Origin of the sequence: Streptomyces sp. NPDC048734, assembly GCF_043198675.1 — a bacterium.
In the GTDB taxonomy this organism is placed as follows: Bacteria; Actinomycetota; Actinomycetes; order Streptomycetales; family Streptomycetaceae; genus Streptomyces.
Genome location: NZ_JBICUZ010000004.1, coordinates 1 through 22811 on the forward strand (window position 1 = coordinate 1; position 22811 = coordinate 22811).

Below are 22811 nucleotides of genomic sequence, written 5' to 3' on the forward strand. Positions count from 1 at the left end.
ATCGACACGGCGAACATGTTCGAGTTCTGGGACTGGGTGGGGGGCCGGTACTCGTTCGACTCGGCGATCGGCCTGTCGTTGATGATCGCCATCGGCGCGGACCGCTTCCGCGAGATGCTGGACGGCTTCCACCTGGTGGACGAGCACTTCCGCACCGCTCCGGCCGAGGCCAACGCCCCGCTGCTGCTGGGTCTGCTGGGCATCTGGTACGGCAACTTCCTGGGCGCGCAGTCGCACGCGGTGCTGCCCTACAGCCACTACCTGTCGAAGTTCACCGCGTATCTGCAGCAGCTCGACATGGAGTCCAACGGCAAGTCGGTGGACCGGCAGGGCCGGCCGGTGGGGTGGCAGACGGGTCCGGTGGTGTGGGGCACGCCGGGCACCAACGGGCAGCACGCCTACTACCAGTTGATCCACCAGGGTACGAAGCTGATCCCGGCGGACTTCATCGGCTTCGCCCGTCCCGTCGGCGAGCTGAGCGCGCGACTCGCGGCGCAGCACGACCTGTTGATGGCGAACTTCTTCGCGCAGACGCAGGCGCTGGCCTTCGGCAAGACTCCCGACGAGGTACGCGCCGAGGGGGTGCCCGAGCACCTGGTGGCCCACAAGGCGTTCCGGGGCGACCACCCCACCACCACGATCCTCGCCGCCGAGCTGACCCCGTCGGTGCTCGGCCAGCTCATCGCCCTGTACGAGCACAAGGTGTTCGTCCAGGGCGCGGTCTGGGACATCGACTCCTTCGACCAGTGGGGCGTCGAACTCGGCAAGGTCCTCGCCAAGCGCGTCGAACCCGCCCTCACCGAAGGCACCGACGTCCCCGGCCTGGACCCCTCCACGAAGGCCCTCGTCGCGACGTACCGGGAACTGCGCGGCCGCTGACGGCCGGCCCGGTCGAGTGACGGCCGACGACGAGTGGGGGGGGGGGGGGGGGGGGGGGGGGGGGGGGGGGCCCCCCCCCCCCCCCCCCCCCCCCCGCGCCGTGCGCTCAGTCCTCCCTCGTCCGCCGGGTGGCGGTGGCTCCCGGGATCATCCCGTTGTCCACCGCGTGATCGACCGCCTCGTGCACCTCCCGGTACACGAGGTCGGGGTTCTCCGCGGGCCCGTCCGGCAGGCCCGCCTCCTGTCGGTCCAGGGTGGTGCGCCGCGCGAGTTCCTCGTCGTCGGGCCGCCGGGGCAGCCCTCTGCCGTGGCCGGAGTACGGATCGCCCTCGACGGCGCGGTTGGATTTGTGATGCGTCATACCGTCTCGCCCTCCTTCTCCTCCGCCGCGTCCGCGCGGCCGCTGCGCACGGTGCGCCGGAGGGAGTCGTGCCGCATCGGCGACGCGCGGGTCGCCGGACGGACCACCACCCGGCGACGGCATCGACAGGAGCAGCTCCCGGTGCGGCGACGGGTCACTTCAACCGAAGCGCGGCGCCGGATGCACCGCAAGTGGAGAGGGCCGCGGACCGGCGTCACGGACGCCGCCGGGGCTATCCGTCGTCCCGCGGGTGGGTCTCGACGACCCGGCCGCGGAGGTCGGCCTTCAGGTAGGCGCTGCCGTACTCGTCGGAGAGGTAGACGCTCAGGTTCGGGTCGCTGTCGAACAGGGTGGAGGCCGGGTTGACGATCAGGTAGCGGCTGGTGGGGTCGGACACGCCGAGGGTGCGGGCGGCCTTGGTGAGCAGCGCGGGCACGGCGTCCCAGGTGACGTCGTCGAGGTCGACGGGGACCGAGCCGTCGGTGATCGTGCCGCCGGGTCCGAACTTCACCGCCACGTCCGCGCCCCGGTACATGTAGCGGTCGTACAGCTTGGGGCGGCCCGGCACGGGGGCGGTGGCGATGGCGTACTCCTCGTACACGACCAGGCTGGTGACCTTCGAGCCGCCCGTCGCGTCCGTCAGCTTCGCCACGGCCCCGCGCAGGCCGTCGGCGCTGAGGAGGTCGGTGCGGTCACCGGTGCCGTCCACGGGCGCGGCGCTCGGGGACGTGGTCGCCGTCCCGGTGGTCCGGGACGCGGTGCCGCGCGGCGCGGCCGGGGTGTCGGTGTCCCCGCCCGCGTCCGGGAGCAGCGCCCACACGAGCACACCGGTGAGCACCGTGCTCACGGCGGCCGCGGCGATCACCGCCCCGCGGGCGCGGCGCGGCCGGCGCGGTCCGGGGACCGCGGTGCCGTGGGGGACGGCGGTGCCCCGGTCCGGGAGGGGTCCCGTGGCCGGGTTCGCCGGAGCGGGGGGCGCGAGCGGATAGGAGGTCCGCGAGGGGGCGGGGTCGTCCACCGCCGCCCGGGGAGCCGGCCCGTCGGTGACGGCGGCCAGCATCCGGTCGACCTGCTCCGCGTCGGGGCGGCCCCGCGGCTCCCGCACGAGCAGGGCGGTCAGGACGGGGGTCAGCGGCCCGGCCCGCCGGGGTGCGGGCACGTCCTCGCCGAGTACGGCGGCCAGCGTGGCGAGCGTGCTGCCGCGGCGCAGCGGGTGGTGGCCCTCGACGGCGACGTACAGCAGCATCGCCAGGGACCACAGGTCGGCGGCGGGGCCGCCCTCCTTGCCGCTGACGCGCTCGGGGGCCATGAAGTCGGGTGAGCCGATGACGGCCCCGGTGGCGGTGAGGCCGACGGACTCGCGGACGGCGGCGATGCCGAAGTCGGTCAGCACGGGCCGGCCGTCGGGGCGCAGCAGGACGTTGGCCGGCTTCACGTCGCGGTGCTCGATGCCGACGGCGTGCGCGGCGCGCAGCGCGGACAGCACCTCGCGGCCCAGGCGCGCGGCCTCGGCGGGCGTCAAGGTGCCGCGCTCCAGGCGGTCCTGGAGCGAACCGCCCTCCACCAGCTCCATCACGATCCACGGGTACGTGTCGTCCCCGCCGTCGACGATGTGGTGGATGGTGACGACGTTGGGGTGGTGGACGCGGGCCAGCGCGCGGGCCTCCCGCAGGACGCGCTCGCGCAGCGTGCGGGCGCCCTGCGGGTCGTACTCGGCCAGGTCCGGATCGGGGGGCCGCACCTCCTTCACGGCGACGTCGCGGTGCAACGCGAGGTCGTGCGCCCGCCACACCCAGCCCATTCCCCCGCCGCCGAGCCGTTCGACCAGTTCGAACCGGCCGTCCACGACCCGTCTGTCGGATCCCCCTGTGCTCATGGAAGGGCAGCTTAGGGCTTCGGCGCGCCCGCCCGTGCCCCGGTGTGACCTCCCCGTGCGCCTGCCGTACGGGCTCGGCGCGAATGGCGTCGTGGGGGCACGGGCATGCTCTGGACGAGGTCACCTCCGGTGGGCCGTGCCGGAACCGGAACGCAGTGCCCTTCCCCTCTCCCCGCCCGCGTCGCACGAAGGACATCTGGTCTTGGCTCAAACGTTCCCCGAGGCGCCGTCAGCCCGCCGTCCCGGCCGCTCCTGGACCATTCGTGTGGTCGGGCACCGGGACCGCACCGCGTCGGTCACCTGTTCCTCCGCGTGCGCGATGCCGTCGCGCACGCGCGATCTCGCGGCCCTGCGCCGCTTCGCCGAAGCCCACGCCGCCGCGCACGCACGGGCGGCGTCGGTGCGCCACGACGCCGCCTGCGGGTGCCGGCGCGAGCAGTGCGCCCTGCACGAGGACACGCGGATCGTCTGCGCGGGCGCGGTCCTGCTGGTGCTGCGGCACGACCCGGCCGTGGGCCAGGTGTGGACGCTCAGCGAGGTCTGCTCCGCCTGCGCCGCCCTGATGCCGCACACCCGGATCATCGGCCGTGCGACGCCGCCGCCCGCCCACGCCGGCGGTCCGGGCCCGGCCGGCCCACGCTCGGTGGACGTCGGCCCGCCGCCGGCCGCGGCCGTGGCACCGCCGCGGCTGGTGCCCGGCGGCTTCAGCGCACCCGGCGCGAACCCGGGCGGCGCGGAGCGGGTCGTGGGCCGACGGCGCGGCGCCGACCGCCGCCGGGGACGGGCGGGGAGCGGCGGCGCGTAGGCCTGCTCCGTGGTGCGGGGGCCGGGGGTGAGGGGCGCAGGCCCGCCCCGCGGTGCGGTCCGCGGCCGGTTCAGCCGCCGTACTCCGAACCCCGCTGGGGTCTGAACTGCCGGGGGATGCGCATCGGCAGGACGCCCGGGGCGAGGTTCTCGGGTGGGGGCGGGACGGTGGGGACGGCCGGGTGTGCCGGTTCCGGTGTGGGTCCGCCCGCCATCAGGCCGGCGATGTGGGCGCCGCTGCGCCGGCCTTCGAGGTGCAGGCGGCCGACATTGGCGCGGTCGTCGGCGAGCAGGGTGAGGACGGCGGTGGGGCCGGCCGCGTACGTGGCGACGTAACCCCCGGCCCCGCGCACGAGGAGTTCGCGGAACTCGCCCCGCGCCGTGAGGTCCACCAGGCGGTGGCTGACACCGAGGGCGGCCGCGGTGAGGGCCGCGAGGCTCTCCGGCTGCACGCCGGGCATGTCCTGGGCGAGGACGAACCCGTCGACGCTGGCCGCCAGCGCCCCCGTCAGCTGGGGCATGCGGGTGCGCAACCGGTGCAGTTCGTTGAGGACCTCGGCCTCGACGGCCATGACCAGTCTCCTTTCGGCGCGAGTCGACGGCGCGGCGGTCACCGGCCCGGCGGGGCCCGGCAGCGGGCGGCCACCGAGGGCGTGACCCCGAGGTTACGGAAAGTGGCGGTCCCGGGTGGACGCTTTGGCATTTTCCTCTGGAACGTGCGGCCCGGTCCCGGGAAGCGGTCCGCGGGCCCCGCGGGAGGCTGTTCCGGGCACGGGGACAGGGCCCGCCCCGACGCGGATGGTGGGCGAGCCCTGTCCGCCGGGTCGATTGTCGGCGGCCGCCGCGGCGGGGACCACGGGTGCGCGCCCGCGTCCGTGGTGAACGCCGCACACCCCGTGCGCGGGCCGCGCACGGGTCGCGGCGGCACCGGCCTCGACGTGCCGGCCGTAGCAGCCGTACCGGCCGTCCACGCGCAGCGCGCCGCCCGTCCGCCGACACCCACGACGGCTCCGGCGTGGGCCGGGCCGGTGGCGGTCGCCGCGCCGATACCCTGGGAGGGGTCCGGCTCCGGCACGGTCCGTCCTGTGAGACCGGGTTCCACCGGTGCGTTCCTCCTGCGTACGGTCGGCCGGGTGCCGTGCCGCTGCCCGCCCCGCCGGGTCGGCGCGTACACGTGGCGCGAGGGTCGCCCAGGTGCCCCGCTCCACGCGTGACGCGGGGCCCGGGCGGGAATGCGCGCCACGACCTGTTTTGCGCCGACCCCCGCTTGATCACCCGCCCGCCGCGACGGCGATACTGGCACTCCCCCGTCGTCCCGCTCCTCACGAAGGGACTCATGCTCACCTCCCCGACCGTCCCGGCCCCGACGCCCTCCACGGTGTGGCTGACCCGCGGCCGCCACACCGGTCCGACCGCGCCGGACGTCCTGCGCAAGAACCTCCGGTCGCTCAAGGACGCCGGCACGCTCCAGGACTTCCTGGAGGTCCCCGACGCCGACACCGCCGAGGGCGAACTGGTCTTCGAAGCCCGTTGGCAGGTGCTCGACGACATCACCGTGCGGGCCCGGCTGACGCTCGGCGAGTGGTCCGGGCGCGGACAGGAATGGACGCTGGCCGCGGAGGCGGAGCGGCCGTGGGACCTGCGCTGGCCGTCGCCGGCCGGCATGTTCTGGTCCTGGGAGAAGGATTCCCCGTGGGGCCAGGAGACGGTCACCGGCGGACGCTACCTCGACGTCAGCCCGCTCCCGGCGGACGACAAGGAACTGCGGCGGGTGCTGCGCGGCGCCCAGCGGGACGCCTGGACCATCGACCTGCTGGTGCACGAGGCCATGACCCCCGACGAGCGGGGCCGCCGCTCCCTGATCCCGCTGCTGCCGCCCGGACTGCACCACCGGGTCGTGGAGCACCGTGCGGCACCGCACCAGCTGCGGACCGCGAACTGGGCGCTGCGCGAGTTCGGCGTGGAGCTGCCCCGCGGCGGCGCGCTGGTGCTGCCGGGGTCCCCGGCCCCGGCCGGGTACGAGGCCGCCGACTTCACGGTGCGCAGCGTCTTCCTGGACGGCACGCACCCCACCGAGCTGCTGGACGCGGTGACCCGGTTCGCCGCCCTGCCCAAGTCGCTCCCGGACGGCGGCGAGGCCGCGCTGACCGCGCTGCGGGACGAGTGGCGGCTGCTGACGCTGGAGGAGGAGCTGGCCCGCGAGCGCGGCCTCGTGGTCAGGTACCGGGAGGCGCTGGAGGCGATGACGCAGTCCCGTGACCTGTACCGGGAGGCCGCCGAGCAGGCGCACGAGGCGCTGAAGGCCTACCGGGAGGCGGCCGGGCCGGGCGAGCCCGCGCAGCCGGCCGCCAGGCCCGCCGGCTCGCCGTTCCAGCAGCTGGGCCGGACCCTGGAACGCCTCCGCGAGACGGCGAAGGGCCTGCGCCCGGCCACCGCCGAGAGCCCGCGGGAGCGGGGGCCGGCCGGCGACGAGGCCGGATAGCCCGAGCCCTGGCCCGCCCGCCCTTGCCCGGTGCCGGCCCCCGCCCTGGCCCGCCCCACCCTTGCCCGCCCCACCCTGGCCCGGGGCCCGCCCGCCCCGGCCCGCCCGGCGGCCGTTTCCCGCCTTCCGGGACGTGTCGAGTGCCGTCCGCTGGATACGCGGTCCCCACGGCACGACGGGTCTTTGAGGGGATCAGGGATCCACGAGCGAAGGGGTCCACGACATGGGCAGCGAGCAGCAACCCGCGCACGGCGCCGGCGCACCGCCTCCGCACCGCTCCGGGACGACCCTGCGGGTCAACGGCAAGCCGCACACCCTGACGGTGGACCACCGGCGCGTCCTGCTGGACCTCCTGCGGGAGGACCTGGACCTCACCGGCGCCAAGAAGGGCTGCGACCACGGCCAGTGCGGCGCCTGCACGGTCCTGGTCGACGGCCGGCGGGTGAACAGCTGCCTGCTGCTCGCGGTGGCCGCCGACGGCTGCGACGTGACGACCGTCGAGGGACTGTCGGGTGACGGCGAGGAGCCGCACCCGCTCCAGCGGGCCTTCCTGGCCCGCGACGCCTTCCAGTGCGGTTACTGCACGCCGGGGCAGATCTGCTCCGCGGTCGGCGCCCTCGCCGAGGCGGAGGCCGGCCATCCCTCGCACGTCACCGGCGCGGGAGCGGTCCGCGGTCCGGTGCCGCTCGACCGGGACGAGATCCGCGAGCGGCTCAGCGGCAACCTGTGCCGGTGCGGGGCGTATCCCCGCATCGTCGACGCGGTCGAGGACGTGATCCGGTGAAGCCCTTCGCCTACGTACGGGCCGGCAGTCTCGCCGAGGCGGCCGACGCCTACGCCTCCCACCCCGGCGCCCGCTACCTGGGCGGCGGCACCAACCTCGTCGACCTGATGAAACTCGGCGTCGAGCAGCCCACCGCCCTCGTCGACGTCACCCGGCTGCCCATGGGCGGGGTGACGGAGCTGCCGGACGGTTCGCTGCGGGTCGGCGCGCTGGTGCGCAACAGCGACCTGGCGGCGCACCCGCTGGTCCGCGAGCGCTACCCCGTCCTGTCGCAGGCGCTGCTCGCCGGGGCCTCCGGTCAGCTGCGCAACGCCGCGACGACCGGCGGGAACCTGCTCCAGCGCACCCGCTGCCCGTACTTCCAGGACGTGTCCAAGCCCTGCAACAAGCGGGAGCCGGGCAGTGGCTGCGGCGCCCTGGCCGGTGTGCACCGCGATCACGCGGTGCTCGGCCACTCCGAGCACTGCGTCGCCACCCATCCCTCGGACATGGCGGTCGCCCTGGCCGCGCTGGACGCCGAGGTCGAGCTGTACGGCCTCGCGGGCGTACGGCGGGTGCCCGCGGCGGAGTTCCACCGGCTGCCCGGGGACCACCCGGAGCGGGACTCCGTGGTGGAGCCGGGCGAGCTGGTGACCGCGGTCCTGCTGCCGGCCGCCGCGGCCGGGGTGCCGTCCGCGTACCGCAAGGCGCGCGACCGGGCGTCGTACGCCTTCGCGCTGGCCTCCGTGGCGGTGGTCCTCGGGGTGTCGGACGGCGTGGTCGCGCACGCGGGGATCGCGTTCGGAGGGCTGGCGCACCGGCCCTGGCGGGCCCGGCGGGCCGAGGAGGCGCTCGTGGGGGCGGCACCGACCGGGGCGGCGTGCGAGCGTGCCGTCGGCCTCGAACTGGAGCAGGCCCGGCCGCTGCCCGGCAACGCCTACAAGGTGTCCCTCGCGCGGAATCTCGCCGTCGACGTCCTCGACCGGCTCGCGCACGGCGGCCCGGCACCGCACGGGGAGGACGCGTGAGGCCACCCGCCACGGGCGCTCCGGCCGAGCGCCGCGAAGGCCGCGAGAAGGTCACCGGCACCGCCCGCTACGCCGCCGAGTTCCCCGCCCCCGGGCGGCTGTTCGCCCGTCCGGTGCCCGCCGGGGTCGCCCGCGGCCGGGTGACGGGGGTGGACGCCTCGGCCGCGCTCGGCCTGCCCGGCGTCGTGTCCGTGCTCACCCACGAGAACGCGCCGCGGCTCGCCGAGCCGGACGATCCGATCCTCGCCGTGCTCCAGGACGACCGTGTGCCGCACCGGGGCTGGTTCGTCGCCCTGGTGGTGGCGGACAGCCCGGAGGCCGCGCGGGCCGGCGCCGCCGCCGTCCGCGTCGACTGTGCGGCGGAGCCGCACGACGTCGCGCTGTCCGTGGCGCACCCGGACGCCTACGAGCCCGAGGAGGCCAACGGCGGGCACCCGGCGGTCCGCGAGCGCGGACGGCCGCGGGAGGCGTTCGCGTCGGCGGCCGTCCGGGTCGACGTCGGCTACCGGGTGCCGCCCCTGCACAACCACCCCATGGAGCCGCACGCCAGCACCGCGCACTGGGACGGGGAGCACCTCACGGTGCGCACCTCCAGCCAGGGCACCACGACCGTACGGGACGTGCTCGCCGCTCTGTTCGGTCTGGCCGGGGAGCGGGTCACCGTCGTCGCCGAGCACGTCGGCGGCGGCTTCGGCTCCAAGGGCACGCCCCGGCCGGACGTGGTGCTCGCCGTGATGGCCGCGCTGCGGCACACCGGGCGGCAGGTCACGGTCGCGCTGCCGCGCCGCTTCCTGCCCTCGGTGGTCGGGCACCGGGCGCCGACCCTGCACCGGCTGCGCCTGGGCGCGGACGCCGACGGCCGGCTGACCTGCCTGGAGCACGAGGTCACCACGCACACCTCCCGCGTGAAGGAGTTCGTGGAGCAGGCGGCGGTACCGGCCCGCGTCATGTACGCCGCCCCGCACAGCCGTACGGCGCACCGCGTGGTCCCCCTCGACGTGCCGAGCCCCTCCTGGATGCGGGCGCCCGGGGAGGCGCCGGGCATGTACGCGCTGGAGTCGGCCGTGGACGAACTCGCGGTGGAACTGGGCATGGACCCCGTCGAGCTGCGGGTGCGCAACGAGCCGGCTACGGAACCGGACAGCGGCCGGCCGTTCAGCAGCCGTCACCTCGTCGAGTGCCTGCGCGAGGGGGCGCGCAGGTTCGGGTGGGAGCGGCGCGATCCGCGGCCGCGCTCCGGCCGGCGGGGCCCGCTGCTGGTCGGGACGGGCGTGGCCGCCGCTACCTACCCGGTGCTGGTGTCGCCGTCGACCGCGGCGGCCCGCGCCCTGCCCGACGGGAGTTTCCTCGTCGAGGTCAACGCCACCGACATCGGCACCGGGGCGCGTACCGTCCTCGCGCAGATCGCGGCGGACGCCCTCGACGTGCCCCTGGAGCGGGTCCGGGTCCGGCTCGGCAGCAGCGACCTGCCGTCCGCCCCGCTGGCCGGCGGCTCCTCCGGTACGGCGTCCTGGGGCGGGCCGGTCCACGAGGCGTGCGTCCGGCTCGCGCACCGGCTGGCCGCCTTCCCGGGGCCCGTGTCCGAGCACGGCCTGGTCGAACACGCCGACACCACCGGTACGGCCGACGCGGACTCCGGTTACGCCCGGCACGCGTTCGGGGCGCACTTCGCGGAGGTCGCCGTGGACACGGTGACCGGCGAGGTGCGGGCCCGCCGACTGCTCGGGGTGTACGCGGCGGGGCGCATCCTCAACGCCCGCACCGCCCGCTCCCAGTTCGTCGGCGGCATGGTCATGGGCCTGGGCATGGCGCTGACCGAGGGCAGCACGGTGGACGCCGCGTTCGGCGACTTCGCGGAGTCCGACCTGGCGTCGTACCACGTGCCCGCGCACGCGGACGTGCCGGACGTCGAGGCGCACTGGGTCGAGGAGGACGACCCGCACCTCAACCCCATGGGCAGCAAGGGCATCGGGGAGATCGGCGTCGTCGGCACGGCCGCCGCGGTGGGCAACGCGGTCCACCACGCCACCGGTGTCCGTTTCCGTGAACTCCCCCTCACCCCGGACGTGGTGCTCACCGCGCTGCTGGAGTCCGGCCACTGAGGCGGCGCCCGCCCCGGCCACGTGGGTCCGCGCGGGCGGGGCGGGTGGTGCGGACGTCCTTTGCCGGGGACCGCGTGGCGTCTGCCGGCGGGAGACGCGGTCCGCGCCGGTGAGGGGTGTGAGGGGCGGAACGGCACCGTCCGAACCGGGTGGCCGTACGGAGCGGGTGATCGTGCTCGGCTCTCTCCGCGGGTCGCGGCCGTCACCCGCGGAGGGAGCCGAGAGCGACACGCCGCGTGCCCCCGACCGTTGCCACGGGCCCCGTCGCCTCCCACCGCTGGGACGCGGCAGCCGTGTGAGCGCGTCGCGGCCGTCCGGGGCGGGCGCACGGGCGTGTCGAACGACACCCGGTCGGCGCGATTCGCCTCCTTCCGTCGGGGCATTCGGCAGACGAGAACGGGGAAATCGACAGTCGGGGAACCACCGGACACCGCGCGAGGGACCGCGCACAGGGAGGGCCCGTGGATGCGACCACCACGCTCGTCACCGTCGCCGCGGTAGTGGCGGTGGCGCTGTTCGCCGTGGCCGCCACCGTCATGGTGCGGCTGGTCCGGGCCCGGCGCGGCCTCCGGCAGGCGGGTCTGCCGACCGGACCGCGCTGGGTGTTCTGGGGCGCGGTCGCGTACTTCGTCCTCCCGGCCGACCTGCTGCCCGACCCGGTCTACCTCGACGACATCGGTGTCCTGCTCCTCGCCCTGCGCTCGCTGCGCCGCACCCCCGGCCCCGCGGACACCGCCAACTGACCGCTCGGGAAGACGTTTTCACCCTGCACGAGGCTCATCGCCCCTGCTCAGCTCCCTGTGCCCGGCCCGACCCGGCAGCGGTCACGGAGAGTAAGGAAACCAACCACCCGTTCGATTCGTATAAGTGACTGAAGGTCACACCACCGAGTGACTGAAGGTCGCACCACAGCAGCGGGCCCGAGTGACGTCGCACGGCGGCACCGCTTGATCGACGCAGTACCGACGAGGGAGAGACGATGCAACCGTTCGCGCTCAACTACGCACGCCCGGCAGCGGAGTTGGAGTTCACCACTCCGTACGCCTATGACCCAGGAATGCAGTTGAACGTGCTCCTCGACGGCCGGATCGCCGCCCGCGACCACGCCCTGCTGAGAGAGCTCGGGACGACGACCTCCACAGCGGGCTCCAAGACGCACTTCGACGACTGAGAGCGGCGGCCGAGATGACCGTGCTCATCCTCACCAGTGAAGAGGACGTCACGGCGGACATGGTGGTCGTGCACCTGAACGCCGCCGGCGTTCCCGTCGTGCGGCTCGATCCCGCCGACCTGACCGGTTCCGTCGCGCTCTCCGGGGAGTACGTGCACGGCGCCTTCCGGGGCCATCTGTCGTCCGCGGGACGACTGGTGAGCATCGACTCGCTGCGCTCGGTGTGGGTCCGCCGGCCCGGCGCGGCGGCGGCCCGCGCCCCCGACCCGTCCGCGTGGCTCACGGAGGAGGCCTCGCAGGCGCTGTACGGGATGCTGCGCGGCGGTGAGGCACGCTGGATGAACCATCCGGACGCGTCCCGGCGGGCCCGGCACAAGCCGTGGCAGCTACGGCTGGCCCAGCGCAGCGGGCTGCCCGTGCCGGCCACCCTCATCACCACGTTCCCGCAGGCGGCGCGGGACTTCGCCGAGCGGTACCCCGACCTGGTGGTCAAGCCGGTGTCCGGGGCGCATCCGCAGGACCCACCCCGGGCGGTGCCCACCACCCGGGTCCCGCCCGGCACCGACTTCGCCGCCGTCGCCTACGGCCCGACCCTGCTGCAGCGGCGGGTGGCCAAGCGGGCCGACATCCGGCTGACGGCGGTGGGCGAGCAGCTGCTGGCCGCCCGTAAGGAGGCCTGCGGCGACGGCGACCCGGAGGTGGTGGACGTGCGCTTCGCGCCGTCCACCACGCCATGGCGCCCGGTCGACGTCCCGCCGCGCCTGGCCGAGGCCGTGCGGACCTATCTGCGCGAGGCGGAACTGGCCTACGGCGCCTTCGACTTCGCGGAGGACTCCGACGGCACGTGGTGGTTCCTGGAGTGCAACCAGTCGGGCCAGTTCGGCTTCGTCGAGGTGGACACCGGCCAGCCGATCGCCCACGCCATCGCGGGATGGCTGGCCGGAACTCCCCCGCGACGGCAGGCCCGGCACGCGGACCGCTGTGGTTCGGCGGTGCCGTGAGCCGGGCCGGGGGCGACGCCCTCAGACCGCCAGGGACAGTCCGCTCTCCTCGTCCCGCTCGCCGTCCCCCGTCGTGACGTCCTTCGCCGCGTCCTTCTCCTGCTTCGGCAGCCGGGCCGCCGGCGACCGCACCTCGGCGGCCAGCAGGGCGTCCGCGGCGGCGACCGCCTCACGGACGTCGGACGTGGCCATGAGGACGCACAGCGTGTAGGTGACGTCCTCCAACTCGCGAGCCGTCTGCGGTGTCTCCCGCTCCGCCTGAGCGATCCTCAGCGTCGCGTAGCGGGTGAGCAGCGTCCTGACGGTCTTCGGGTCCGGAACGATCACGAGCGCCCCTTTCTCCAGGTGTGGTGGGCGTCGTGTGCCCGGGCCCGGGTGATTCATGCACGGATGGGGCGCGTGTCACCCTCCGGGGGTATGTTTTTCGCCATCCGGCCCAGTGATCCTCGGGCCCCGGTCCTGTCCCACCGATCCCGTGCCGCCCCGGAGAGCGGCCCCGTGGGGTCAGGCCGCCTGCCCGCTGTGCAGGGCCGCGTAGGCACCGCCCCGGCGCAGGAGTTCCTCGTGCGTGCCGGTCTCCAGGATCCGTCCCTCCCCCATGACCACGATCCGGTCGGCGCCGCGCACCGTGGACAGGCGGTGCGCCACCACGAAGGTGGTGCGTCCGCGCAGCAGCCGGGCGAGTGCCTGCTGGACCAGGGCCTCCGAGCGGGTGTCGAGCGCGGAGGTGGCCTCGTCCAGGATGAGCACCTTGGGGTCCCGGATCAGCGCGCGGGCGATCGCCAGCCGCTGCTTCTGTCCCCCCGACAGGCGTGCCCCCCGCTCGCCGACCAGGGTGTCGAGTCCCTGGGGCAACCGGTCGACGAACTCGAGGGCGTTGGCGTCGCGCAGGGCGGCGCGGACCGCCTCCTCGTCGGCCTCGTCCTCCATGCCGTAGGCGACGTTCTCGCGGACGGTGCCGTCGAAGAGGATCGACTCCTGCGGGACCACCGAGACGAACCGCCGGTAGGTGCGCAGGTCGAGGGTGTTCATGTCGGTGCCGTCCAGCAGCAGCCGGCCCTCGGTCGGCCGGATGAAGCCGATGACGAGGTTGAGCACGGTCGACTTGCCCGCGCCGGAGGCGCCGACCAGCGCGACGGTCTCGCCCGGCGTCACGGACAGGGTGAAGTCGCGCACCGAGGGCCGGCCGCCCTCGTAGGCGTGCCCGACGCCCTCGAAGTCCACCGCGCCGTGCAGCGCCGTCAGTTCGGCCTTGCCCTCGTTGTCCTCCAGTTCGGGCGCCTGGAGGACCTCGCCGACCGAGCGGACCGACTCCAGGCCCTTGGTGATGACCGGGGCCAGGCCGGTCAGCGTGGTCGTGGAGTTGGTCAGGGTGGTGAGGAAGGCGCTGAGCATGACGACGTCACCGGGGGTGACGCCCCAGACCTCGTAGTACGACACGAGGGCCGCGCCCGTCAGGACCAGCACGCCCACCACGTTGAGCACGACCCAGGAGATCGAGCCGAAACGGCCGTTGACGAGGTCGAGGCGCATCCCGGAGTTCAGCAGGCGGCGCAGGGTGCCGTCCATACGGGTGATGGCCTTGCCCTCCAGGCCGTGGGCGCGGGTGACCGGGATCAGCCGGGTCATCTCCGTGACGCGTGAGGAGAGGGTCTCCACCTCGTGGCGGAAGTGCTCGTTGTGGGTGCGCAGGCGGGACCGCAGGCGGGCCACGACGAACGCGGCGACGGGCACCACGACCAGGAAGACGGGCACGAACTCGGGGGTGCGGACGGCGATGATGACGAGGCCGCCGGTGAGCACGGTGATCGCGCCGAGCCCGTTCTCCGCGGTCTGCTGCACCATCTGCTCGACGGCCTCGACGTCCCGGACGACCTTGGCCTGGAGCACTCCGGCGCTCACCCGCGAGTGGTAGCCGATGGACAGCTGCTGCATGCGGGTGCACAGGGCGGAGCGCAGGCTGGTGCCCATGCGGCGGACGCTGCCGTACAGGAGGCGGACGTAGAGCAGGTGGAGCGGGTAGTTGACGATCAGGATGAAGAGGATGACGCCGGTGCTGGTCCACAGGCGGCCGATGGGCCGGTGCTCGACGACGGTGTCGATGATGGACGCGGTGATGAGCGGCAGCAGCCAGATGGGGCTGTGTTTGACGGTGAAGACGACGACCGCGCCGGCCAGCCGGTGCCGGTCGGCGCGGAAGAGGTAGGCGAGCGTGCGGATCGGGTGCTCGTCGCGGTAGCGGTGGTCGAGGGGTCTGTCGAGCGACGACGCCATCGGCGGTGTTCCTTCCCCGGGTGCGGGATGCGGGAATCAGGTGGGGGGTGCGGGTCCCGAGCGTAGGGCAAGCGCTTTCTATCCCGGTCGACAGGAGGGACCCGGGTGGCGTGCCCGGTGGTCCGGCCTGTTCCCGCACCCCGTTCCCGCACCCGGTCGGCGCGCCCGGTCAGGCCGCGTCCAGCTCCGTCAGTTCCTCCGCCGTGAGGACCAGTTCGGTCGCCGCGGCCGAGTCGCGGATCGTCTCCGGGCGGCCGGTGCCCGGAATGGGCACCACCACCGGCGACCTGGCGAGCGTCCAGGCCGGGCACACGCGCTGCGGGCTCATCCCGTGCCGCTCGGCGATCCGGGCGAACGGCGCGTGGGCGGAGCCGGGTTCACCCGCGCGGGAGATGCCGCCGAGTGGACTCCAGGGCAGGAAGGCGATGCCCAGCTCGTCGCACAGGCGTAGTTCGGGCTCGCTGGAGCGGAAGGCGGGCGAGAACTGGTTCTGCACGGAGACCAGCCGGCCGCCCAGGATCTCGTTCGCCGGCCTGATCCGGCCTGATCCGGCCTGATCCGGCCTGGGTCGGCGTTGGAGACGCCGGCCGCGAGGATCGTTCCCTCGTCGAGCAGTTCGCGCACCGCGCCGACCGAGTCGGCGTACGGGACGCGCGGGTCGGGGCGGTGGAACCGGTAGAGGCCGATCGCCTCCACGCCGAGCCGGCGCAGCGAGGCCCCGCAGGCCTTCCTGAGGTGCCGGGGCTGCCGTCGAGGGTCCGGCTGCCGTCGCCGGGGCACGGATGACCGCCCTCGGTGGCGACCAGCACATCGGCGCCCCGCTCGTGGGGGGGGCGAGGGCCTTGGCGACGAGGGTCTCGTCGTGGCCGACCTCGTCGGCGTGCAGGTGGCAGGCGTCCGTGATGTCGATCAGGGTGACGCCGGCGTTGAGCGCGGCGTGCACGGTGGCGAGGGAGCGTGCCTCGTCGGGGCGGGCCTCGGTCGACATGGGCATGGCTCCCAGCCCGATCGCGCCGACCTCGACGTCACCGATGCGGCGGGTGTGCATGGCTCGTGACCTCTCTCGGCGGTGGGGCGTGACGAAGTCCGGTGCACCGGAAGGTGATCGCGGTGCACCGGACGCGTTCCAGCCTGGCCCCGGCGGGCCTCGGAGGTCCAATGGAAGAAAGCGAACGCATTCAGCAGTGGGGCCGCTGAATGCGGGCCCGGTTCAGGACTTCGAGGTCAGGTACTCCTCCACTCCCGGCGCCTGGTGCGCGTCCTCGACGCCCACCACGCCGCCGGTCGCCTTCGCGTCCGGCTTCAGCACGTACGTCGACAGCGCGGCGGGCCGGCCGGCGTCGGAGAAGTCCTGCGGGCTGCCGAGGCCGGTGTCGACGTTCTTCTGCGAGCGGTGCGCCTTCACCACGTCCTCGCGGGCGAGGCTTCCGCCCTCGCAGGCCTTCTTCAGGGCGGCGCCCAGGAGCTGGGCCGCGTTGTAGCCGGACAGGGCCCCGGAGTCGACCGGGGAGGCCGGGTACTTCTTGGTGTAGGCGGTGGCCATCGTCTTGACGCCGGGGATGTCGGAGCTGACGGCCGGGGCGCCGCTGACGATGCTCAGCATGGCCGTCAGGGCCGGCGCGGCGGGGGTCTTCATCAGCTGCGGGGCGAAGCCCGGCGCGCTGCTGACGACGGGGACGCGCAGGCCGCGGGAGGCGGCGACGCCGACCAGGGAGGCCGTCTGGGCGGGCCCGGCGCTGATCAGGATCGCCTTCACGCCGTCCTTCTTCAGCGCCGTCACCTGGGCGGAGAGGTCGGTGTCCGTCGCCTTGATCTTCTGGCCCGAGATCTTCAGCCCGGCCTTCTTCGCCGCCCAGGTGGAACCCTCGAGCGCGTTGGCGCCGTAGTCGCCCTCGAAGTAGACGTGCCCGATCGTGTCGCCCTCGGCCAGGCCCTTGGTGCGGGTGAGGAAGTCGACCGCGGCGATCATGTCGAGGTCGTAGGTGGTGGCCATGACCTGGACGGAGTCCTTGCCGAGCAGGGAGGCGGCCCAGGCCTGGGGGTAGGTGAGCAGGTGGTCGCGTTCGATGTCGTCGAGCAGGGCCGCGACGACCGGGGAGCCGATGACCTGGGGCAGGGCGACGACGTCCGGGGAGATGTCGGCGTAGGCGGTGACGGCCTTCTGGACGTCGTAGCCGTGGTCCTTGACGACGATCTCGACCTTGCGGCCGCAGATGCCGCCCTTGGCGTTGGTCTCGTCGGCCCACATCTGCTGGGCCTGCACGATGGACTTGCCGAGCGTGGCGTAGGGGCCGGTGAGGTCGGTGAGGGCGCCCAGTCTGATGGTCTTGTCGGTCACTCCGGGGCCGGAGGTGACGCCGTCGGCGCCGTCGGAGGTGGTGCCGCCGTCCGCTTTGGAGCTGCAGCCGGTGGCCGCGATCAGCAGGGCAGCCAGTGCCGCGGTGAGGGCGGTGCCGCGGGTGCGGTGCTTGGGGTTCACGGGGTGTGCTCCTTGGCTCGTGCGGGTGAGGCGGGTGAGTCCGGTGAGGCGGGTGCGGCGTCGGTGGTGGTCGGCGGGGGCGCGGACGGGGTCCGGCCGGGTGGGCGTGCGGGCCGCAGGCGGGCGCGTACGCGACGGGTCAGACCGTGCAGTCCGTCGGGGGCGTACAGGAGGATGACGACGATCGCGGCGCCGTAGAGGTAGCGGGCGGCCTCGGTCGGGCCGACGGCGCCCTCGCCGCCGGTGCCGGGGGCGGCGACCAGCGGGAGCTGGTCGGCGTACCGGGTCATCAACAGGGGCAGCGCGGTGACGAAGAAGGCTCCCGCGGTGGCTCCGGCGACGGAGCCGAGGCCGCCGATGACGATCATGGCGAGGTAGTCGACGGACAGGGCCAGACCGAAGTAGTCGGGCACCACCCGGCGGAAGGAGAGCGCCAGCAGGACCCCGGCCAGGCCGGCGTACATCGACGACACGACGAAGGCGGCCGAGCGGTAGCGGGCGACGTTCACGCCCATGACGGCGGCCGCGGTCTCGCTGTCGCGTACGGCCGCCAGGGCCCGGCCGGGGCGGCCGCGCAGCAGTCCGCGCGCGGTGAACCAGGTGAGGGCGAACAGGGCGAGCCCGAGGTACCAGAGGCGTTCCTCGGCGCCGAACGGCACGCCCAGCACGGTGAGTTCGGGGTCGTCGGCGGTGAATCCGAAGCCTCCGAGGGTCAGCGGGGGCACCGAGCGGCCGTTGAAGCCTCCGGTGACGGAGTCGGCGGTGAGCAGCAGGTGGTGGCCGAGGAAGACCAGCGCGAGGGTGGCGATGCCCAGGTAGATGCCGCGCACCCGTCCGGCGACGGGGCTGAACAGGCCGCCCGCCGCACCGGCCAGCAGCACGGCGAGGACTACGGCGAGGGCCGGCGGCAGGGCCGGGCCGGGGTCGCCGGCCAGCCAGGTGTAGCCGTACGCCCCCACGGCGAGGAAGAAGGCGTGGCCGAGGGAGAGTTGGCCGGCGGTGCCGCTGAGCAGGCCGAGGCCGACGGCGCCGATGGCGGCGGCCAGCGAGAACAGGCCGATGCGCAGCCAGAAGGCGTCGAGGTAGAAGGGCAGCGCGCACAGGAGGAGGGCGGGCAGCAGCAGCCTGGCCCACTTCGGGACGACTTCAGACACGGACCGCTCCCTTCGCGCCGAACAGGCCGGTGGGCCGCACCAGCAGGACGACCACCATCACGGCGTAGGGCGCGACGTCGCCGAACCCCTCGCCGAGGACGTGCAGTTCGGACTGGTAGCCCGCCACGAGGGCCTCGGTCAGGCCGATCAGCAGACTGCCCGCGAGGGCGCCGGGCGGTGAGGCCATGCCGCCGAGGATGGCCGCGGGGAAGGCCTTGAGGGCGATCTGGCCGGTGGTGCGCTCCAGGCCCGGCGCCGGGAAGGCGGCGAGGAACACGGCGGCGAGCGCGGCGAGCGCACCGGCCAGGCACCAGGCGAGCATGCGGACCCGGCTCAGCCGTACGCCCATCAGGGCGGCGGCCTCCACGTCCTCGGCCGCCGCGCGCAGGGACAGGCCCCAGGGCGTGAACCGGAAGAGGGCGAAGACGGCGGCGATGACGACGGCGGAGACGGCGATCGCGGCGAGCCGGCTGTCGGCGACGGTCACCGGGCCGAGGCCGGTCACCGCGTCGCCCCACGGGTCGCCGAGGGTGAGGAGGTCGCCGCCGATGCGCCGGGCCAAGTCGGTCACCAGCACGATGTCCACGCCGATGGTGACGATGGTCTGCACGTGGGCGGCCTTGGGGTCCGGATCGCCGCGTTGCAGCAGCAGCCGGTCGAGGGCGCCGGCCACGGCCCCGGTCGCCAGGACGGCCACCGCGAGGGCGCCGGCGAAGCCGAGGTCGTCGTGGAGGACGGCGACGAGGTAGCCGCCGAGCAGGAGCAGCGAGCCGTGGGCGAAGTTGAGGACGCCGGAGGCCTTGAAGATGACCACGAAGCCGAGGGCGACGAGGGCGTAGACGGCGCCGAGGGCGAGGCCGTTGAGGAGGGTGTCGAGGAGGGTGGTCACTGAGCGTTCTCCCCGGGGGGTTCGGTCACGTCGGTCTCTTCGTGGGTCTCGGACGCGTCGGTGGCGTCGGTCGCGTCGGTGGTCCTGGGCTGTGCCCCGTCGGCCTTGTCGGTTCCGTCGGCCTTGTCGGTTCCGTCGGTTCCGTCGGCCTCGTCGGGGGCGCCGGTGCCCAGGTAGGCGCGCAGCACCTCGGGGTGGCGGCGGATCTCCTCGGGTGTGCCGTGGGCGAGCCGGCGGCCGAAGTCGAGGACGGTGACCTCGTCGGCGAGGCGCATGACGAGGCCCATGTCGTGCTCCACGAGGACGACGGACAGCCCGAGTTGTTCACGGACCGTGCGCACGACGTCGGCGGTGGCGGCGCGTTCGGCGCCGTTCATGCCGGCCACCGGCTCGTCGAGCAGCAGCACGCGCGGTTCCAGGCAGAGCGCGCGGGCGAGTTCGACGCGTTTGCGGTCGCCGTAGGACAGCAGGGCCACCGGGGTGTCGACGTGGGCGGCGAGGCCGGTGAGTTCGGCGATCTCGCGGACCCGGTCCAGGTGGGCGCGCTGTTCGCGTACGGCGCTCGGCAGGCGCAGGGCGCTGGCGGCGAAGCCGGCGCGGGACAGGGCGTGCCGGCCGAGCATGAGGTTGTCGGCGACCGTGCCCTCGGTCGTGACGATGTTCTGGAAGGTGCGGGCCACGCCGAGCGCGGCGATCCGGTGCGGGGCGAGTCCCGTCAGATCGGTGTCGCCGAGCAGGACCTGGCCGGCGGCCGGGCGGCACAGGCCCGACAGGACGTTGAAGCAGGTGGACTTGCCCGCGCCGTTGGGTCCGATCAGGGCGTGCACCGAGCCCGGGGCCACGGTGAAGGAGACCGTGTCGAGGGCGGTGAGGCCGGCGAAGCGGACGGTGACGTCGCGGACGTGGAGCGCGGGGGGTGCGGCCGGGGAACCGGCGGTGGCGCGGGCGGCCGCGGGGCCGGTGGTGCGGATGTTCACGCGGCCCCCTGCTCGCCGGCCGGTTCGTCGGCGCTCTCGCCGAGGTAGAGGCGGCGCACGGCGTCCGTGCGGGCGAGTTCGTCGGCGGGGCCGGAGAGCCGGATCTCGCCCACCTCCAGGACGTGCGCGTGGTCGGCGAGGGACAGGGCCATGCCGGCGTTCTGCTCGACCAGCAGCACGGCGGTGCCCTGCTCGTTGATCTCGCGGACGACCTCGGCGATGCGGAACACCATGCGCGGGGCGAGGCCGAGGGACGGCTCGTCGAGCAGGAGCAGGCGGGGGGCGGCCATCAGGGCGCGGCCGATGGCGAGCATCTGCTGCTCGCCCCCGGACAGCAGGCCGGCCGCCTGCCGGCTGCGTTCGGCGAGGACGGGGAACAGGCCGTACACACGGTCGCGGGACTCCCGGACCAGCGCGGGGGCGCGCCGGCCGAGCCCGAGGCCGCCGGCGCGCAGGTTCTCCTCGACGGTGAGGCCGGCGAAGACGCGTCTGCCCTCGGGGACCTGGACGACTCCGGCCCGGACCGCGGCGACCGGGTCGCGTCCGTCGAGTTCCGTGTCGCCGTAGCGGACGCGGCCCGCGGTGACGGTGCCGCGGTACAGGCGCAGGGTGCCCGAGACGGCCCTCAGCAGCGTGGTCTTGCCGGCGCCGTTCGCGCCGAGCAGTGCGACGACCGCGCCGTGCGGAACGGTCAGGGACACGGAACGCAGGGCTGACAGGGCCCGCCCGTACATGACGTCGAGCCCTTCGACGTGCAGCGCGGGCGGATCCTGCGGTGGTGCTTCGGGCATCGCGGCTCCTCGGGTCCGTGCCGGCCGGTCACGGCACTTCGGGGGACGGGGGCGCTCACCACAACACGGGGCCGAGGGGCCGGTACAGGCGCGGGGACGGGGTCGCTGCGCGGGCCCAGTGCGGGGGGCGGGGGCTTGTGCGGGTGCCCAGGCGAGGAACGCGGGCCGCCGCGGCGGGCGGGAGGAGGGGGGAGTGGATCACGGGCACGGGTGAGAGGCGGTACGGCCCGCATCGCCGCGCCGCCGCCCCGCCTCCCCGCGGCACCCGTCGGCGGGCGGGCCGGGCCACCGGGACCAGGCCGGATCCGCCGGGAGGACCCACGGGGAAGCACCCGCCGGGAAGCGCCGTGGGCAAGCACCCGCCGGGAAGCACCGGCTGAACCCGCCCCGCCCCAGGGCCGGGGCGCGCACGCGGGGACACGGGCACGGGTCCGAGCCCGTGACGGTGCGGCGGCCCGCGCCGCCGCACCGCCTCCCCGCGGCGCCCGTCAGCGGGCGGGCCGGGCCGCCAGGGCGAGGGTGATCTCGACGACGTCCGTCGGACGGGAGAGGCTGCGGCCGGTGAGCTGTTCGTAGCGGCGGAGGCGGTTGAGGACGGTGTTGCGGTGGCAGTAGAGGCGTTCGCCCGCCCGCTGGGCGGAGCCGTCGCAGGCCAGCCAGGTGGCGAGGGTGTCGAGGAGGACGGCCGCGTCGGCGGGTTCCAGGGTCCGCAGGGGACCGAACACCCGGTCGGCGAGGGCGGTGGCGAGGTCGGGCGCGGAGATCACCAGGGCCGCGGGGAGGTGTTCGGTCAGGCGTATCGTGCCGCCGGTCCCCGGGCACATGCGCAACGCGGTGTCCGCGAGCCGGCGGGCGTCGCCGACGGCGGCCAGACCGGACACGGCCGTACCGACGCCGACGCGCGCGCCCGAGGGCGGGCCGCCGTCGATCGCCGTCCCGTCCTGGCCGTCGCCGAGCAGGACGATGCCGTAGTCCACCTCGACCCCGGTGTGCCAGTGCACACGCGCGCCGCGTCCCACCGCGGCACGTGCACCGGCCGCCTCGGCCGGGGAGCCGCCGGACACCGCGACGACGACGTAGCGGCCCTGCTCGGGCAGGTCCAGGGCCTGTGCGGCCTCGGGCAGGTCGGCGATGCGGCTGGTGCCCTCCAGGAGGGCGGCGGCGAGCAGCCTCAGCCGGTTCTCGCGCCGCCAGGCGAGCTGTCGTTCGACCTGCCGGTAGGCGTCCGCGACGAGCGTGCAGTGTTCGTCGACGAAGTTCCACACGTCGGCGGCCACGTGCACGAGGAGGCGTACGTCCTCGGGGGCGGAGCGGGAGGTCTCCTCGACCAGGCCCTGCCAGACCAGGGAGCCGCCGAGCCGGAAGGCGTGCAGCAGGGCGTCCAGGGGCAGGCCCTGTTCGGCCCGGGTGGCGCCGATCTTCCAGGAGCAGCGGCGGGCCGCGTCCCGGTTGCCGCGCGGGTCGAGGAGCGAGTTGATGCTGTGCCGCAGCGAGCGGTGGACTTCCTGCCAGGTGGCGGCGGGGTCGCTCTCCACGGCGGTGCGGTAGGCGGGCTCCTGGTCCTGGAGGGCGGCGACCAGCCGGTCGGTGAGGTCGGGCAGGTCGTCGAGCAGTACCCGCGCGGCACGGTGCAGCACGCGCAGGGCGTCGGCGTCGATCAGCGACCGGACGCGCGGCCGCGGCCGCGGGCCCGGTCCGGCGGGCCCCGCCGGTGCCGGGCGCACCGCAATCCGTGACCGAAGGGCGTGCTGCATCGCGGTCCTCCCCCAGGGGTCGGTGG

At 74.8% G+C, this 22811-nt stretch carries 19 protein-coding genes and 2 pseudogenes; 9 read left to right on the forward strand and 12 right to left on the reverse strand.

The window, feature by feature from the left end:
- Positions 1 to 879 (forward strand): annotated as a pseudogene (locus tag ACGFQC_RS12425) (glucose-6-phosphate isomerase); the annotation flags it as partial.
- A gap of 106 nt (positions 880 to 985) precedes the next feature.
- Here ACGFQC_RS12425 and ACGFQC_RS12430 read toward each other — a convergent pair.
- The gene (locus ACGFQC_RS12430; RefSeq protein WP_363090018.1) at positions 986 to 1240 is read right to left on the reverse strand and encodes a hypothetical protein; all 255 of its coding nucleotides are present in this window, start codon (positions 1238 to 1240) and stop codon (positions 986 to 988) included.
- A gap of 232 nt (positions 1241 to 1472) precedes the next feature.
- A complete protein-coding gene (locus ACGFQC_RS12435; protein WP_363090019.1) occupies positions 1473 to 3116 on the reverse strand; it encodes a serine/threonine-protein kinase in 1644 nt (547 codons plus the stop codon).
- Positions 3117 to 3318: 202 nt separating this feature from the next.
- Between ACGFQC_RS12435 and ACGFQC_RS12440 the strand changes: the two genes are divergently transcribed.
- Positions 3319 to 3921 carry a hypothetical protein gene (locus tag ACGFQC_RS12440; protein ID WP_363090020.1) on the forward strand — a complete coding sequence of 201 codons (603 nt, stop codon included), beginning with the start codon at positions 3319 to 3321 and terminating at the stop codon, positions 3919 to 3921.
- A 70-nt stretch (positions 3922 to 3991) separates the two neighbouring features.
- Here the strand turns inward: ACGFQC_RS12440 and ACGFQC_RS12445 are convergent, their stop codons facing one another.
- The gene (locus tag ACGFQC_RS12445; protein ID WP_363090021.1) at positions 3992 to 4492 is read right to left on the reverse strand and encodes a roadblock/LC7 domain-containing protein; all 501 of its coding nucleotides are present in this window, start codon (positions 4490 to 4492) and stop codon (positions 3992 to 3994) included.
- 764 nt (positions 4493 to 5256) lie between these two features.
- On the opposite strand from ACGFQC_RS12445, the gene ACGFQC_RS12450 reads away from it, so the two are divergent.
- From ACGFQC_RS12450 to tgmB, 7 genes are all read left to right on the forward strand, one after another.
- Entirely contained in the window at positions 5257 to 6402 is a 1146-nt protein-coding gene (locus ACGFQC_RS12450) for a hypothetical protein (RefSeq protein WP_363090022.1), read from the forward strand.
- Positions 6403 to 6625: 223 nt separating this feature from the next.
- On the forward strand, positions 6626 to 7186 hold the full coding sequence (locus ACGFQC_RS12455; RefSeq protein ID WP_363090023.1) for a 2Fe-2S iron-sulfur cluster-binding protein: 561 nt from the start codon (positions 6626 to 6628) through the stop codon (positions 7184 to 7186).
- Positions 7183 to 8193 carry a xanthine dehydrogenase family protein subunit M gene (locus ACGFQC_RS12460; protein WP_363090024.1) on the forward strand — a complete coding sequence of 337 codons (1011 nt, stop codon included), beginning with the start codon at positions 7183 to 7185 and terminating at the stop codon, positions 8191 to 8193. Before ACGFQC_RS12455 ends, ACGFQC_RS12460 begins: the two co-directional genes overlap by 4 nt.
- Positions 8190 to 10295, forward strand: a complete 2106-nt coding sequence (locus tag ACGFQC_RS12465) for a xanthine dehydrogenase family protein molybdopterin-binding subunit (protein ID WP_363090025.1) — start codon at positions 8190 to 8192, stop codon at positions 10293 to 10295. Before ACGFQC_RS12460 ends, ACGFQC_RS12465 begins: the two co-directional genes overlap by 4 nt.
- Before the next feature lie 461 nt (positions 10296 to 10756).
- Positions 10757 to 11038 (forward strand): YkvA family protein, encoded by a 282-nt coding sequence (locus ACGFQC_RS12470; RefSeq protein ID WP_363090026.1) that lies wholly within the window; start codon positions 10757 to 10759, stop codon positions 11036 to 11038.
- Between the two features lie 236 nt (positions 11039 to 11274).
- Positions 11275 to 11466, forward strand: a complete 192-nt coding sequence (gene tgmA, locus ACGFQC_RS12475) for a putative ATP-grasp-modified RiPP (protein WP_363090027.1) — start codon at positions 11275 to 11277, stop codon at positions 11464 to 11466.
- A 14-nt stretch (positions 11467 to 11480) separates the two neighbouring features.
- A complete protein-coding gene (gene tgmB / locus ACGFQC_RS12480; protein ID WP_363090028.1) occupies positions 11481 to 12467 on the forward strand; it encodes an ATP-grasp ribosomal peptide maturase in 987 nt (328 codons plus the stop codon).
- A 21-nt stretch (positions 12468 to 12488) separates the two neighbouring features.
- Here the strand turns inward: tgmB and ACGFQC_RS12485 are convergent, their stop codons facing one another.
- From ACGFQC_RS12485 to ACGFQC_RS12525, 9 genes and pseudogenes are all read right to left on the reverse strand, one after another.
- A complete protein-coding gene (locus tag ACGFQC_RS12485; RefSeq protein WP_363090029.1) occupies positions 12489 to 12794 on the reverse strand; it encodes a DUF5133 domain-containing protein in 306 nt (101 codons plus the stop codon).
- Positions 12795 to 12971: 177 nt separating this feature from the next.
- Positions 12972 to 14741 carry an ABC transporter ATP-binding protein gene (locus tag ACGFQC_RS12490; protein WP_363090030.1) on the reverse strand — a complete coding sequence of 590 codons (1770 nt, stop codon included), beginning with the start codon at positions 14739 to 14741 and terminating at the stop codon, positions 12972 to 12974.
- A gap of 169 nt (positions 14742 to 14910) precedes the next feature.
- Positions 14911 to 15789, reverse strand: a pseudogene (locus ACGFQC_RS12495) (aldo/keto reductase).
- A 162-nt stretch (positions 15790 to 15951) separates the two neighbouring features.
- Positions 15952 to 17220: an ABC transporter substrate-binding protein gene (locus ACGFQC_RS12500; protein ID WP_363090031.1), complete on the reverse strand. Its 1269-nt coding sequence runs from the start codon at positions 17218 to 17220 to the stop codon at positions 15952 to 15954.
- Complete coding sequence (locus ACGFQC_RS12505; protein WP_363090032.1) at positions 17217 to 18374, reverse strand: branched-chain amino acid ABC transporter permease; 1158 nt, start codon at positions 18372 to 18374, stop codon at positions 17217 to 17219. The genes ACGFQC_RS12500 and ACGFQC_RS12505 overlap by 4 nt, the downstream gene beginning before the upstream one ends.
- Positions 18367 to 19263: a branched-chain amino acid ABC transporter permease gene (locus tag ACGFQC_RS12510; RefSeq protein WP_363090033.1), complete on the reverse strand. Its 897-nt coding sequence runs from the start codon at positions 19261 to 19263 to the stop codon at positions 18367 to 18369. The genes ACGFQC_RS12505 and ACGFQC_RS12510 overlap by 8 nt, the downstream gene beginning before the upstream one ends.
- A complete protein-coding gene (locus ACGFQC_RS12515; protein WP_393288136.1) occupies positions 19260 to 20240 on the reverse strand; it encodes an ABC transporter ATP-binding protein in 981 nt (326 codons plus the stop codon). Before ACGFQC_RS12515 ends, ACGFQC_RS12510 begins: the two co-directional genes overlap by 4 nt.
- A complete protein-coding gene (locus ACGFQC_RS12520; protein WP_363090034.1) occupies positions 20237 to 21031 on the reverse strand; it encodes an ABC transporter ATP-binding protein in 795 nt (264 codons plus the stop codon). The genes ACGFQC_RS12515 and ACGFQC_RS12520 overlap by 4 nt, the downstream gene beginning before the upstream one ends.
- Before the next feature lie 488 nt (positions 21032 to 21519).
- The gene (locus ACGFQC_RS12525; RefSeq protein WP_363090035.1) at positions 21520 to 22785 is read right to left on the reverse strand and encodes a helix-turn-helix domain-containing protein; all 1266 of its coding nucleotides are present in this window, start codon (positions 22783 to 22785) and stop codon (positions 21520 to 21522) included.
- Positions 22786 to 22811 lie beyond the last annotated feature (26 nt).

Coding starts and splice junctions, on each gene's coding strand:
- ACGFQC_RS12430 (WP_363090018.1), bottom strand. CDS start 1,240: ATGACGCATCACAAATCCAACCGCGCCGTCGAGGGCGATCCGTACTCC.
- ACGFQC_RS12435 (WP_363090019.1), bottom strand. CDS start 3,116: ATGAGCACAGGGGGATCCGACAGACGGGTCGTGGACGGCCGGTTCGAA.
- ACGFQC_RS12445 (WP_363090021.1), bottom strand. CDS start 4,492: ATGGCCGTCGAGGCCGAGGTCCTCAACGAACTGCACCGGTTGCGCACC.
- ACGFQC_RS12450 (WP_363090022.1), top strand. CDS start 5,257: ATGCTCACCTCCCCGACCGTCCCGGCCCCGACGCCCTCCACGGTGTGG.
- ACGFQC_RS12455 (WP_363090023.1), top strand. CDS start 6,626: ATGGGCAGCGAGCAGCAACCCGCGCACGGCGCCGGCGCACCGCCTCCG.
- tgmA (WP_363090027.1), top strand. CDS start 11,275: ATGCAACCGTTCGCGCTCAACTACGCACGCCCGGCAGCGGAGTTGGAG.
- tgmB (WP_363090028.1), top strand. CDS start 11,481: ATGACCGTGCTCATCCTCACCAGTGAAGAGGACGTCACGGCGGACATG.
- ACGFQC_RS12490 (WP_363090030.1), bottom strand. CDS start 14,741: ATGGCGTCGTCGCTCGACAGACCCCTCGACCACCGCTACCGCGACGAG.
- ACGFQC_RS12520 (WP_363090034.1), bottom strand. CDS start 21,031: ATGCCCGAAGCACCACCGCAGGATCCGCCCGCGCTGCACGTCGAAGGG.
- ACGFQC_RS12525 (WP_363090035.1), bottom strand. CDS start 22,785: ATGCAGCACGCCCTTCGGTCACGGATTGCGGTGCGCCCGGCACCGGCG.